This window comes from Gordonia sp. (in: high G+C Gram-positive bacteria), assembly GCF_047600385.1.
In the GTDB taxonomy this organism is placed as follows: domain Bacteria; phylum Actinomycetota; class Actinomycetes; order Mycobacteriales; family Mycobacteriaceae; genus Gordonia.
The window spans coordinates 3,316,161-3,329,256 of the sequence record NZ_JASGKZ010000001.1; the positions used below are offsets into that span (position 1 = coordinate 3,316,161).

A 13,096-nucleotide genomic window follows, 5' to 3' on the forward strand; every position below is an offset into this window, starting at 1 on the left:
GCATGACGCGCGACACACCCGGGCGACCCGGGGAACAAAACAGACCCGCTGTTCGTCTGACAGAGTGATAGCCGAGGCATCCCGCCCCGCGGGCGCCGCGATCGATGTTCATCGCTCCGGTGAATCCGATGCCGAGCAGGCGAGTGAAAGAAAGGGCAGGGGAAATCCAATGACCGACAATGCCACGACCACGATCGTCTCCACGCCGCTGACCAACGCCGATCGCTGTGATCGGTGCGGTGCGGCCGCGAAGGTCCGCGCCACCCTCACCGGTGGCGGCGAGTTGCTGTTCTGCGGCCACCACTACAGCGACCACGAGGCCCGACTGGTCGAGATGGGCGCCGTCGTCTCCTGACGCGCCCCGGACACGGCGTCTTCTAAGACGTCCGTCCCCCAAGCGGTACGAGCCGGATCAGGCGGTGAGCGTTTCCACGCTCACCGCCTGATCTCGTTCCGTCTCGGCATCCGGCGGACGCCTCGGCGTCTGGACCGCCTATTTCCAGCTGCGCAGGGCCGCGATCCGCTCCTGGAGCTGCTCGGCGGTCGCCATCGCCGTCGGCGGTCCCCCGAGTCGCTGACGCAGTTCGTTGTGGACCTGACCGTGCGGGCGGCCGGTGCGGTGATGATGCAGCGCCACCAGTGTGTTCAGCTCCTTGCGGAGCGCGTGCAGGTTCGGTCCGGTGCTCCGTTCGGCCGCGTTCGGTGCCGCCGCGGCCGCCGGATCCTCCTTCGGACGCGGCGCCGCCGAACGTTTGGTCACCTGCTCGGCCTGACGCTGCTGGAGCAGCGTGCGCACCTGCTCGGCGTCGAGCAGACCGGGCAGACCCAGATAGTCCGACTCCTCCTCCGAACCGACCAGGGTCGCCGTCCCGAAGGAGGCGCCGTCGTAGATCACCTGGTCGAGTTCGGCGCTGGCGTGCAGCGATTCGAACGCGGGCTCGTCGTCGCCGGCCTCGTCCTCGCGCTTGTTCGCCTCCCGCAGGGCGGCGTCGTCGAGCAGGCCGTCGTCCTCCTTCTCGCGGTGCGGCTTGCCGAGGACGTGGTCGCGCTGCTGCTCGAGTTCACTGGCCAGCTGCAGCAGCACCGGCACGGACGGCAGGAAGACACTGGCGGTCTCGCCGGGGCGCCGCGAGCGCACGAACCGCCCGATCGCCTGGGCGAAGTACAGCGGCGTCGACGCGTTGGTCGCGTACACGCCGACGGCCAGACGGGGCACGTCGACGCCCTCGGACACCATGCGGACCGCGACCATCCACATGTCGTCGGACTCGGCGAAGGTCTCGATCCGCTCCGACGATCCCGCCTCGTCGGACAGGACCACGGTCGGCCGCCGGCCGCTGATCGATTCGAGGATCTCCGCGTAGTCGCGGGCGGTGTTCTGGTCCGTGGCGATCACCAGTCCGCCGGCGTCCGGGACGCCGGACGCCCGAAGCTTCTTGAGACGACGATGCGCGGCGTTCAGCACCGCCGGGATCCAGTCGCCGTGCGGGTCCAGCGCGGTGCGCCAGGCGCGGGCGGTCTGCTCGGCCGAGAGCGGCTCGCCCAGCCGCGCGGTGAACTCCTCGCCTGCGCTGGTCCGCCAGCTCGCCTGGCCTGAGTAGGCCAGGAACACCACCGGGCGGACCACGCCGTCGCGGAGTGCATCGGAGTAGCCGTACGAGTGGTCGGCCACCGACCGGGCACCACCGCCGGGTTCGGGTTCGTAGGTGACGAACGGGATCGGCGAGTCGTCGGAGCGGAACGGTGTACCGGTCAGCGAGAGGCGCCGCTCGGCGTCGTCGAACGCCTCCCGGATGCCCTCGCCCCACGACTTCGCGTCGCCGCCGTGGTGAATCTCGTCGAGGATCACCAGGGTGCGCCACCGCACCGTGCGCTCACGGTGCCGGTACGGGTGCGCGGCGACCTGCGCGTAGGTGAGCACCACGCCGTGGTAGTCGGCGCTGGTCGCACCGGTGGAGTTGGAGAAGTTCGAGTCGAGCTTGATCCCGATCCGCTCCGCCGCGGCCGCCCACTGATGCTTGAGATGTTCGGTGGGCGCCACGACGGTGATCCGCTCCACGGTCCGGTCGGACAGCAGTTCTGAGGCGACGCGCAGCGCGAATGTGGTCTTGCCCGCACCCGGGGTCGCGACCGCCAGGAAGTCCTTCGGCCGCCGCGTGAGGTACTTGGTCAACGCGCGACGCTGCCACGCGCGCAGCGATCCGCCAGGCGCCGGGCGCGACCCGCCCACCTGCGCATCTCCGGATCCGGTGGTGTCTGCGGTGGTGAGTGTCAGGCCCGGTTCAGTCATAGCGCGATCGATTCTAACCGCTTCCGACGACACTCCTCGCCACACCGGGACGCCGCCCGACGACACGCACGGAGCGGCGATCCGCCATGCTGGTAGCCATCGACACCCACGGCGACCGCGACCAGCGAGCCCCGGACGGAGGGCCCGACCCCGACTCCGGGGAACCCGTGCTGCGCAAGGGCGGACGGCTGATCTGGCGGACCACCGTGAAGTCGTGGGACGACAGCATCGTGGGCTGGTCGGCCCAGGCCGCCTTCTGGCAGGCGTTGTCGTTGACGCCGCTGCTCCTGGGCGTGCTGGGCAGCCTCGGCTACATCGGCGGACTGTTCGGCCCCGACACGGTGCAGATCATCAGCACCCGGATCGTCCAGTTCAGCGGGGAGATCTTCACCGAGCAGGTGGTCGACGACCTGATCCGCCCCACCGTCGACAACGTGCTGGGCCGCGGGCGCGGCGCGGTGATCTCGCTGAGCTTCCTCATGTCGCTCTGGGCGGGATCGTCGGCGATGAGCTGCTTCGTCTCGGCGATCTGCACCGCGCACGATCAAGACCAGGTGCGCCATCCGGTGTGGCAACGGATCTTCGCCCTGGTGATCTACGTGTTCTTCCTGGTCGTCGCGGTGCTGGTGCTCCCGCTCGTGGCTCTCGGCCCCACCTACCTGCACAACATCGTGCCGGACGACTGGAACACCGCGGTGAGCGCGCTGATCGACTGGGGGTACTTCCCGTTCGTCGGTCTGCTGCTGATCGGCGCGCTGGTGCTGCTCTTCCGTTTCGCCCTGCCGCATCCGCCGCCGTGGCTGCGCCTGATTCCGGGGGCGTTCTTCGCGGGGGTCTTCTTCTGGGTGGCCACCTACGTGCTGCGCGCGTACCTGACCGCGCTGGCTCAGGTCGGCTACACCTACGGCGCACTCGCGACGCCGATCGCGTTCCTGCTGTTCGGCTTCTTCATGGGCTTCTCGATCATGCTGGGCGCCGAACTCAACGCCACGATCCAGGAGCTCTGGCCCGCCGAGGACCACGGTCCGGTGGTGCGCCAGTGGGTCACCAGCCAGACCACGGAGATCACCGACACCCTGCGACGGCAGGCCGCCAGACCGGGGCGGGATCGTCGTCGTTCCGCCGCCGACCGGGAATGAGTCCCGGTCGACGACGGCGCTTCGCCTGCTACGTCGACGCGGATCTCCGCGACGTCACTTGTTCATCTTCGCGTAGACCTTCTTGCAGCGCTCGCACACCGGCGATCCCGGCTTGGGCGACTTGGTCACCGGGAACACCTCGCCGCACAGCGCCACCACGTGGGTGCCCAGCACGGCGCTCTCGGCCATCTTGTCCTTCTTGACGTAGTGGAAGACCACAGGCGCGTCGTCGTCCTGTTCGGTCCGCTCGTCGAGGTCCGGGCGTTCGATCGTCTTAGTCGTCATGGGTTCCATTCTGACCCAGACCGGGCCTCTCGTGCAGCCCGCCCAGCCCGCCGTGTGCACATCGGGCGGCGAAGTGGGAAAATGGCGGCATGGCACGCGAGACGACGGACCCCACCGGACGCACCGGAATCGACGGCTCCGTCCCGGAGGGACATCCGGCCGAGGCCTTCCTCATCACCCACGCCGAGACGTCGCTGGAGGAGCAGCACCGCGCCCGGGTGCGCAAGTACCTGCTGATGATGAGCATCCGGGTGCCCGCGCTGGTGCTCGCCGGCCTGGTCTACGTGTGGACCGAGAACCCGTGGTGGTCCATCGCGATCATCGCGCTCTCGATCCCGCTCCCCTGGGCCGCCGTGCTGATCGCGAACGACCGCCCGCCGCGTGAACGCGGTGAGGTGCAGTACTACCGCTACGGCGGCGGGCAGACCGTCGGCCCGGCGGCGTTGGCCGCCGAGCCCGCACCCCGGCCGGAGCCCGAACGTCCGGTGATCGACGGCGAGGCGATCGAACGGCACGACGACCGCTGACGCCTCCCCGGCTCAGGGAAGCGCGGGCGTGCGACTCGCGGCGACCGCCGCGTCGATGATCTCGGCGAGGTCGTCGGGACGGCTCCACATGGGCCAGTGCCCGGTCGGCAGGTCGACCAGTTCGACGTGCTCCAGACGCGCCGTCTCGGCGAACATCGGGTGACCCGCGGCGGCCAGTTCTCCGACCAGCGCACTGGAGATCGAGCAGCACACCAGGGTGGTCGGGACCTTCCGCCGCGCCTCGTCGCCGAGTTCCACCCGCCCGCGCAGCACCGGACCGGGCTCGGGAACGGCCCTGGCGCGGAAGCGTTCGAGGACCTCTGTGCTCAGACCCGCCAGACTCGCCTGCTCTCCGAGTTCGTCGAACGACGGAAGGGGCAGGTCGTCCAGTTGCTCGGAGGTCTCCGGAGCGAAGACGCTGCCGGAGGCCACGGGTCCGCTGTCGACCCACACCACCCGGCGGACGAGCCCGGGATGCCGATCGAGCACCAGGCTGACCGGTGCGCCGGCTCCGCTGTGCGCCACGATCACCACCGGGTGCTCTTCGGAGACGACGACGCGTTCGATCGCCGCCGCCTGGTCGTCGAGCGTCCTGGATGCTCGCTCGTCGTCGTCCGCGTCGAGTCCGGGAAGGGTCATCGGGACGGTGCGGCGGCCGACCGCGGTCAGGCGGTCCACCACCTCGTCCCACGCCCACGCGCCCAGCCAGTGGCCGGGGATCAGGAGGACGGTCGGTTCGTTCGTGTCGGTCGTCATGCACCGATGGTCACACGCGGCCGGGACAACGGTGTGTCACCATTTCTGTCATGATCTCCACCGGGGTTCCGGAGTGAAGCGGACGGAGCGGCTCCACGCGCTCTCGGAGATGCTGCGCCGCGGCGGCACCCGCGGGTACACCGCCGAGCGACTGGCGGCGGAGTTCGGCGTGTCCGTGCGGACGATCAAGCGCGATCTCGCCGCCCTCGACGCCAGCGGGGTGCCGATCTGGTCCCGCCCCGGACCCGGCGGCGGCTACGGGGTGACCGCCCGGGCGAGCCTCCCGCCGGTCAGCCTCACCCCGGCCCAGGCGGTGGCGCTCCTCGCCGCCGTGTCGGCCGCCCCCGACGCCCCCTACTCGGATCTGGCCGCGGCCGGGATCGAGAAGATCCTCGACGTCCTCGACCCCGGAACCCGGACGAAGGCCGACGAGCTGGCGAGCCGCATCTGGGTGAACGCACCGTCGTCCCCGTATCGCACGGTCCGGTCGGCGCTGGAAGAGGCGATGTCCGAGCAGCGCGTCGTGCGTATCCGTTACCGCGCCCGGGACGGCGCCGAGACCACCCGGGACGTCGAACCCGTCATGTTCGCCTCCCTGGACGGCCGCTGGTACCTGATCGGCTGGTGCCGGTCGCGCGACGACATCCGGTGGTTCCTCGTGTCACGCATCGAGCACGCCGACGTCACCGCGATCACCTGCCGCGGCCACACCGTCGACGAGGTCGGCGTCCCGCCGGCGACGGCGAGACCCGTGAACGGTCGCGGTGCGCGCCCCGCCGACCGCGGCCGACGACCGGCGCCGGAGACGTCGTGATTCCTCAGTGACTTCTCAGTCTTCCCGGGAACCATCCGCGTATCGGAAGCGTTGGACAGATGAAAGCTCCGGTAGTTCTCACCGCCCACCCGAGGAGGCCGTATGTCCACCGCCACCCGCACCCGTCCCGTCCCCACCGCCCAGGATCTCGACGCGCAGTCGCCGTCGGCGGACCTCGTCCGCGTCTACCTGAACGGGATCGGCCGCACCGCCCTGCTGAACGCCGAACAGGAAGTGGAGCTCGCCAAGCAGATCGAGGCCGGACTCTACGCCAAGCACCTGCTCGCCACCCGCAAGCGGATGAGCGCCAACCGCAAGCGTGATCTCGCGATCGTCGTCCGCGAAGGCGAGCAGGCCCGCGCCCATCTCCTCGAAGCCAACCTCCGTCTGGTGGTCTCGCTGGCCAAGCGTTACACCGGACGCGGCATGCCGCTGCTCGACCTGATCCAGGAGGGCAACCTCGGTCTGATCCGTGCGGTGGAGAAGTTCGACTACGCCAAGGGCTTCAAGTTCTCGACCTACGCCACCTGGTGGATCCGCCAGGCGATCAGCCGCGGCATGGCCGATCAGAGCCGCACCATCCGCCTCCCCGTCCACCTCGTGGAGCAGGTCAACAAGATCGCCCGGATCCGTCGTGAACTGCACCAGCAGCTCGGCCGCGAGGCCACCGACGAGGAACTGGCCGCCGAGACCGGGATCCCGGCCGAGAAGATCGCCGACCTGATGGATCACAGCCGCGACCCGGTGAGCCTGGACATGCCGGTCGGCTCCGACGAGGAGGCTCCGCTGGGCGACTTCATCGAAGACAGCGAGGCCACCTCCGCGGAGAACGCCGTGATCTCGACACTGCTGCACTCGGACATCCGCAAGGTGCTCGGCACGCTCGACGAGCGGGAGCGCCAGGTGATCACCCTGCGCTTCGGACTCGACGACGGCCAGCCCCGCACCCTCGACCAGATCGGCCGCGCGTTCGGGCTCTCCCGCGAGCGGGTGCGCCAGATCGAGCGCGAGGTGATGGGCAAGCTCCGTCAGGGCGACCGCGCCGAGAAGCTGCGCGCCTACGCCAGCTGACCGCTCTCCGACACCGGCACACGACAGGGCCGCCACTCCGTTTCCCGGAGCGGCGGCCCCGTCGTATGCGGTCGTCCGGCCGGGTACGCGGCCCCGCGAGTCAGCGCAGACGCCGCGGCCCGGTGTCGGCGAGCGCCGGGACCGGCCCGATGGAGATCTGTGCGGCGAGCACCGCGGTGCCCTCCGCCGACGACAGGATCGGATCCAGGTTGACGCCGCGGATCTCGGGGATCTCGTCGACCAGTGCCGACACCCGCATCAGCAGATCGATCAGCGAGTCGACGTCGGCCGGGGCCTCCCCCGCGCCGCCGGCCAGCAGTTCGGCGGAGCGCGGTTCGGCCAGCAGGTCGTGGGCGTCGTCGATCGTCAACGGCACCGCGCGATAGCTGCGGTCGCCGAGCGATTCGAAGAGCCGCCCGGACAGTCCGAACGAGATCACCGAACCGGACGAGCTGTCCTCGGTCGCCTTGATGCAGACGCCGAGCCCCTTCGACGCCATCTTCTGCACGTGCAGCATCGTCTCGCCGGTGAGTTCCTGGAGTTCGGCGAACGCGGTGATCACCGCGGTGGCATCGCCGAGATCCAGTCGGGCGCCCTCGCGGTCGAGGCGGCCGACCCAATCGGGCCCGGTGGCCTTGACCGCGACCGGGAAACCCAGTTCGCGGGCCGCCGCCGAGGCCTCGTGCAGGGTGCGGGCCTCCCGGAACTCGACGATGTCAATGCCGTACCAGGCCAGGACCGTGGCGGTCTCCACCGCGGTGAGCTCGCGCGGGCCGTCGCTCATGAGCTCGCGCACGTAGCTGCGCGCGTGCTCGGCGGAGATGCCGTCGAGCTCGATCGCCGCGGAGTCCGGGCGGTCCCGCCAGCACGCGTACCGCCAGCTCAGCGCGAGGGCGCTCGCCGCGCGCTCGGGCGTCGGATACGACGGGATCGAACCGCGCGTCGGGGTGCCGGCCTCTCCCGGGACCGACAGCCCGTCCGGGATGCCTTCGACGGCCAGAAAGGTGGTGACGATCGGTTTGCTGCCGGGGGCGCTGCAGCCGGCGACCGCACCCATCAGCGCCCGCGCGTACTCGGCGGCGTCGACGGCGACCGGCGGCACGAACACCACGATCACCGAGTCCACCTCGGCGTCGTCGAGGGCGGCGCCGACGGCGTCGGCCAGGTCGTCGTGCGCGACTCCGGGGCCCAGATCCACCTGGCGGACCACCTCCAGACCGGAGTTGCGGGCGGTGTGCGCGGCGAGCGAGGCGATCACCGACGAGTTGCCGACGATCGCGGTCCGGGGCCCGGTCGGGAGCGGCTGATGGGCCAGGACCGCGGCCGCGTCGAACAGGTCGGACAGCGTGTCGACCTGGAGGACGCCGGCCTGGGCCAGCACCATCTGCGCGATCCTGTCGTCGACGGCGCCGAAACGCTCACCCTGCTTGCCGACGCGGGTCATCGCACCGCGGCCGGATTTGATCGCGATCACCGGCTTCTTGCGCGCGACCCGGCGGGCGATGCGGCCGAACTTGCGCGGGTTGCCGAAGTTCTCCAGGTAGAGCAGCACCACGTCGGTCGCGTCGTCGGTGTCCCAGTACTGCAGGATGTCGTTGCCCGAGACGTCGGCGCGGTTACCGGCCGAGACGAAGGTCGACAGGCCGAGGTTGCGCTGCGCCGCGGTGGCCAGGATCGCGATGCCCAGGGCACCGGACTGGCAGAAGAATCCGACTCGGCCGGGTCCGGGGATGCTCGGCGCGAGGGTCGCGTTGAGGGCGATCTCCGGATCGTTGTTCACCACTCCCAACGCGTTGGGGCCGACCAGGCGCATGCCGTGCGCCCGGACCTGACGCACCAGCGCGCGCTCGGTCTCCAGACCCTCGGGTCCCAGCTCGCCGAATCCGGAGGAGACCACCACGAGGGTCTTGACGCCCTTGACCAGACAGTCGTCGAGCACGTCGGTCATGCCGGAGGCGGGCACCGCCACCACGGCCAGATCCACCGGGTCGGGGATGTCGATCACCCGTTCGTACGCGCGGATGCCGTTCACCGACCGCGCCTGCCCCACCGGATAGACCGGGCCGGTGGTTCCGGCATCGAGCAGGTTCTTGAGCAGGACGTGACCGACCTTCTTCGGATCGGTCGACGCCCCGATCACGGCCACCGACCGCGGCCGGAGCAGGTTCGCGATGCTTCGGGCCTCCGAGGCGCGCTCCCGGGCGTTGCGCACCGACGTGAGCGCATCGGTGGGGTCGATCTTGAACTCGACGTGCACGGTGGATCCGTCGAACGCACGACTGATCTGGTAGCCGGCCGCCTTGAACACCGCGACCATGTTCGGGTTCTCCGAGAGCACCTCGGCCTCGAACTCGGTGAAGCCGTTCTCGGCGGCCGCGCCGGCGAGATGCTCCAGCAGGACCGGACCGAGTCCGCGCCCCTGATGCTCGTCGGCGACGACGAAGGCGACCTCCGCCGAGTGCGGCTTGCCCGCGGACGCCAGGCCCTCGTAGAGCCCCATCGCGATCACGTCGTCACCCAGCCAGGCCAGCAGCGCCACCCGGTTCCGGTAGTCGACGGTGGTCATCCGGACCACTTCGCGCGGCGGCAGGGTGGGCGTCGGACCGAAGTAACGCAGGTAACGCGTGCGTTCGGACAGGCCTTCGTGGAAGCGCACCAGCGCGTCCGCGTCGGACGGGGTGATCGGCCGCAGGTGCACCACGCCGCCGTCGGCGGCCAGGACGTCGGCGGCCCAGTGGCGCGGGAACCTCTCCCCGTCGGCGGCCCGGGCGACGTCGCCCTCGGCGGGAGTCGTCGTGGGCGTCGCGGCGTCGTCGGGCGTGGGGGCTTCAGTCACGTGGGTCCTCCGGGTCGAGTCCGTGCAGGGGGAAGGCGGCGCGCCGGGTGGCCAGAATGGCGCGGTCGGTCTGTTGCTGGGCGGCATTGGAGATGCCGGGCGGAGGCGTGGCGCCCGCGTCCCCGTCCCAGCGAACGAAGTCGACATCGCCATTGTCACCCATCATGCCGACCGGCGGGCGGGCGTAGTCCGGGTGCACCCGACTCGACAGATCGACCGCCTTCTCCATCCACTCCGCGCTCACCGGCGTGGACGTGTCGACGTCGCGGTCCAGGGCCGTCGCGATCGAGATGCGTCCAGGCCCGCGGCACGACGTTGATCACGCCGTAACCGCCGCCGCCGACCGCCACCCAGCGACCCTCGCAGTACTCGTCGGCCAGGTCGCGCAGCGCACGCATCGCGGCGGCCTGGCCGTCCACGGTCAACGCGAGATCGGTCAGCGGATCGGCGCGATGGCTGTCGACGCCGATCTGGGTGATCAGGATCTGCGGTTTGAACGCGGCGATCATCGACGGGACGACGGCGTGGAAGGCCCGCAGCCACAGCCGGTCCTCGATCCCGGGCATCAGCGCCACGTTCACCGAGGTGCCCGCGGCGGCCTCGGCGCCCACCTCGGTCGGCCATCCGGTCCCCGGCCACAGCGTGGCGGGGTGCTGGTGCAGCGAGACGGTCATCACGCGCGGGTCGTGCTCGAACTGGACCTGGACGCCGTCGCCGTGGTGCGCGTCGACGTCGACGTAGGCGATCCGGTCGTAGCCCTGCTCCAGCAGCCACTTGATGGCGATCGACGCATCGTTGTAGATGCAGAAGCCCGCGGCGTGTCCGGCCATCGCATGGTGCATGCCGCCGCCGATGTTCACCGCGCGCTGCACCGCGCCCGAGTGCACCGCCTGCGCCGCGGCCAGCGTGCCGCCGACGAGCATCGCACCGGCCTCGTGCATGTTGTCGAAGACCGGGTTGTCCGCACTGCCGAGACCGAACAGCCGCTCGAGCATCGGGCCGCTGAGCGAGGCCATCCCCGATCCGACCGCGCGCACGGCGTCGATGTAGCCCTGCGTGTGCACGGTGCGGAGGACGTCGTCGCCCACCGGCAGGGGTTCGACGGTGTCCACGCCGTCCAGTACACCGAGACCACGCGCGAGGTCCATCGTCAGCGCGAGCCGGACCGGGCTCATCGGATGCGTGTACGCCCACTTGTAGTCGAGGAACTCGTCGCTCCAGATGATCGCTGTGTCCACTATCGCTCCACTCCACATGTCACACCTGGCACGCTAGTGCCTTCGAGGTCACATCACTCACCTTATCCCCGGTGCGGGGACCAACGTCCCCGCACCGGGGGCCGACGCGCCCGACACCGGTTCGGTTCGTCGAATCCCCCGACGCATTGCGGGTAACCTGGACGTCGGCGAAAGGACTGAGGTACTCGTGAACGATCTGGTAGATACCACCGAGATGTACCTGCGCACGATCTACGACCTCGAAGAGGAGGGCATCGTTCCGCTGCGCGCACGCATCGCGGAGCGGCTCGAGCAGAGCGGGCCCACCGTGTCGCAGACCGTCGCACGAATGGAACGCGACGGGCTGGTGCGCGTGGCCGGCGACCGACATCTCGAACTGACCGACACCGGCCGGGCGCTGGCCGTGCAGGTGATGCGCAAGCATCGTCTCGCCGAACGCCTGCTCGTCGACATCATCGGCATGCCCTGGGACGAGGTCCACGACGAAGCCTGCCGCTGGGAACACGTGATGAGCGAGAACGTCGAGCGCCGCCTGCTGCTGGTGCTCGACAATCCGACCACCTCGCCGTACGGCAACCCGATCCCCGGTCTGGAGGAGCTCGGTGTGATCGTGCCCGAGCCCGTCGCCGAGGCCGAGCGCCTGGTGGAGCTCCCCCACGGCGAGTCCGCGGTGATCGTGCGTCGGATGGCCGAGCACGTCCAGGCCGACCCGGAGCTCATCGGTGAGCTCCGTGAGGCCGGGGTGGTGCCGAACGCGCGCGTCAACGTCGTCGTCAATCCCCGCTCGGTCCTGATCAGCACCCCCGGACACGAGGGGCTGGCGCTGTCGTCGGAGATGGCGCACGCGATCTTCGTCGAACGCGTCTGACGGCGCTCTTCACGTCGGCGTCCGGGTCTCACGCCGGCGTGCGGGTCCGGGCGGGCAGGCCGACGCCCAGATCCCGGCCGAGGCCGAACGAGTAGTCGAGCACGTCCGCCAACCCGGACGGGCGCATGCCGTGCTGCAGGGCGCTGTCGAGCAGCTGCGCCAGGTGGTAGTCCGGGTCCAGCTGCAACGCCCGCTCCAGCGCCACCCCGGCGAAGGCTCCGTGCCCGGCCATGTAGTGCAGGTGCCCGAGCAGCGTGGCGGCCGCCGCACCCGCGCGTCCGGTCAGTCGGCGGGCGAGCCGGATCCACAGTTCCTCGGCGTCGTCGCGCAGGTCGGTCAGCGCGAGCGCCAGCAGGACGTCGCGCACGTGGACCGAGCTCAACGCCTCGGCCAGTTCGTTGGTCGTCGAACAGGAGAGCTCACCGACCGGACCGCTCCGGAGGAGGTCGAGCACCCGCCGCGAGCGCTCGGCGTCCCGTTCGCCCGGTGGGCCGGGCGGGACCACCGGCTCGACCGCGCGGCAGCGTTCGTCGTCGCAGTGCGCCAGCGGGCCGAGCGCCTCCTGCAGATCCGATCGGCGCGCCAGCACTCGGCGCCCCTCGTACACCGCCAGGTGCAGCGCCGCCGGTGAGGCCATCGGGTCGCTCAACCGACCGTGCTCGGGGATCGTCCCGGTGAACGGGGCGGGCGGCAGGCTCCTCCCCGCCCGGCATCGCGGTTCCCACGCGGTGAACCAGGGCGCCCCGACCGCGAACCCGGGCAGGACGAAGCCCGCCGAGACGCCGCCGGCCGCGGTGAAACAGCGTTCGACGGCCCGGAACACGGCGCGGTAGCGCGGCAGCTCCCCGGCCGGATCGGTCGCATCGAAGCGGTCGTCCACCACGACGGCGACCACTCCGGCGGCCCCGTATCCGGCGACGATCGAACCGAACCGGTCCAATTCGCGTGTCCAGCACGGGGTCGGCCGCCCGGATCCGCTCAGCACGAGGTCGTGCCGCATGGTGGCGACGTGATTCCTCCGGTCGGCGAAGGCGATGATCACCAGCGACCGTTCCGGGAGGAATCCGAACATTCCCGGTATCGCCGTGAGCAGCGGATCCGGATCGATCTGGAGGGCCGAGCCCCCGGGAGTGGGATGTGAGAGTGAGGTCATGGCGTAAGGCTGCGCCGCATCGCGGCGACCCGCCAGACCCTCGGAGGCCGGTTGTGGACAGCGTGATCCGTCCACAGGGCCGCAGGATCAGTCCTGGACATCCAGGTCGAGATGAGGTA

At 70.4% G+C, this 13,096-nt stretch carries 11 protein-coding genes and 1 pseudogene; 6 read left to right on the forward strand and 6 right to left on the reverse strand.

Annotated features, from left to right (window positions below; genetic code table 11):
* Window positions 1-169 precede the first annotated feature (169 nt).
* Complete coding sequence (locus tag QM809_RS14985; RefSeq protein WP_415046522.1) at window positions 170-355, forward strand: hypothetical protein; 186 nt, start codon at window positions 170-172, stop codon at window positions 353-355.
* Between the two features lie 138 nt (window positions 356-493).
* On the opposite strand, the gene QM809_RS14990 is transcribed toward QM809_RS14985, so the two are convergent.
* The gene (locus tag QM809_RS14990) at window positions 494-2,290 is read right to left on the reverse strand and encodes a DEAD/DEAH box helicase (RefSeq protein WP_415046523.1); all 1,797 of its coding nucleotides are present in this window, start codon (window positions 2,288-2,290) and stop codon (window positions 494-496) included.
* Between the two features lie 86 nt (window positions 2,291-2,376).
* Between QM809_RS14990 and QM809_RS14995 the strand changes: the two genes are divergently transcribed.
* A complete protein-coding gene (locus tag QM809_RS14995; protein ID WP_415046524.1) occupies window positions 2,377-3,429 on the forward strand; it encodes a YihY/virulence factor BrkB family protein in 1,053 nt (350 codons plus the stop codon).
* Between the two features lie 54 nt (window positions 3,430-3,483).
* Here the strand turns inward: QM809_RS14995 and QM809_RS15000 are convergent, their stop codons facing one another.
* Complete coding sequence (locus QM809_RS15000) at window positions 3,484-3,714, reverse strand: DUF3039 domain-containing protein (protein ID WP_415046525.1); 231 nt, start codon at window positions 3,712-3,714, stop codon at window positions 3,484-3,486.
* Between the two features lie 89 nt (window positions 3,715-3,803).
* Here QM809_RS15000 and QM809_RS15005 point away from each other — a divergent pair, with 89 nt between their 5' ends.
* Window positions 3,804-4,241 carry a DUF3099 domain-containing protein gene (locus QM809_RS15005; RefSeq protein ID WP_415046526.1) on the forward strand — a complete coding sequence of 146 codons (438 nt, stop codon included), beginning with the start codon at window positions 3,804-3,806 and terminating at the stop codon, window positions 4,239-4,241.
* Between the two features lie 12 nt (window positions 4,242-4,253).
* On the opposite strand, the gene QM809_RS15010 is transcribed toward QM809_RS15005, so the two are convergent.
* Window positions 4,254-4,997, reverse strand: coding sequence for an alpha/beta fold hydrolase (locus QM809_RS15010; protein WP_415046527.1), 744 nt, complete (start codon window positions 4,995-4,997; stop codon window positions 4,254-4,256).
* 73 nt (window positions 4,998-5,070) lie between these two features.
* On the opposite strand from QM809_RS15010, the gene QM809_RS15015 reads away from it, so the two are divergent.
* Window positions 5,071-5,811, forward strand: a complete 741-nt coding sequence (locus QM809_RS15015; RefSeq protein ID WP_415046528.1) for a helix-turn-helix transcriptional regulator — start codon at window positions 5,071-5,073, stop codon at window positions 5,809-5,811.
* Window positions 5,812-5,913: 102 nt separating this feature from the next.
* Entirely contained in the window at window positions 5,914-6,882 is a 969-nt protein-coding gene (locus QM809_RS15020) for a sigma-70 family RNA polymerase sigma factor (RefSeq protein ID WP_415046529.1), read from the forward strand.
* 100 nt (window positions 6,883-6,982) lie between these two features.
* On the opposite strand, the gene QM809_RS15025 is transcribed toward QM809_RS15020, so the two are convergent.
* Entirely contained in the window at window positions 6,983-9,718 is a 2,736-nt protein-coding gene (locus QM809_RS15025) for a GNAT family N-acetyltransferase (protein WP_415046530.1), read from the reverse strand.
* Window positions 9,711-10,956 (reverse strand): annotated as a pseudogene (locus tag QM809_RS15030) (acetoin utilization protein AcuC). Before QM809_RS15030 ends, QM809_RS15025 begins: the two are co-directional and overlap by 8 nt.
* A 187-nt stretch (window positions 10,957-11,143) precedes the next feature.
* On the opposite strand from QM809_RS15030, the gene QM809_RS15035 reads away from it, so the two are divergent.
* Window positions 11,144-11,824 carry a metal-dependent transcriptional regulator gene (locus QM809_RS15035; protein ID WP_415046531.1) on the forward strand — a complete coding sequence of 227 codons (681 nt, stop codon included), beginning with the start codon at window positions 11,144-11,146 and terminating at the stop codon, window positions 11,822-11,824.
* Window positions 11,825-11,852: 28 nt separating this feature from the next.
* On the opposite strand, the gene QM809_RS15040 is transcribed toward QM809_RS15035, so the two are convergent.
* Complete coding sequence (locus QM809_RS15040; protein ID WP_415046532.1) at window positions 11,853-12,977, reverse strand: DUF4192 domain-containing protein; 1,125 nt, start codon at window positions 12,975-12,977, stop codon at window positions 11,853-11,855.
* Between the last annotated feature and the right edge of the window lie 119 nt (window positions 12,978-13,096).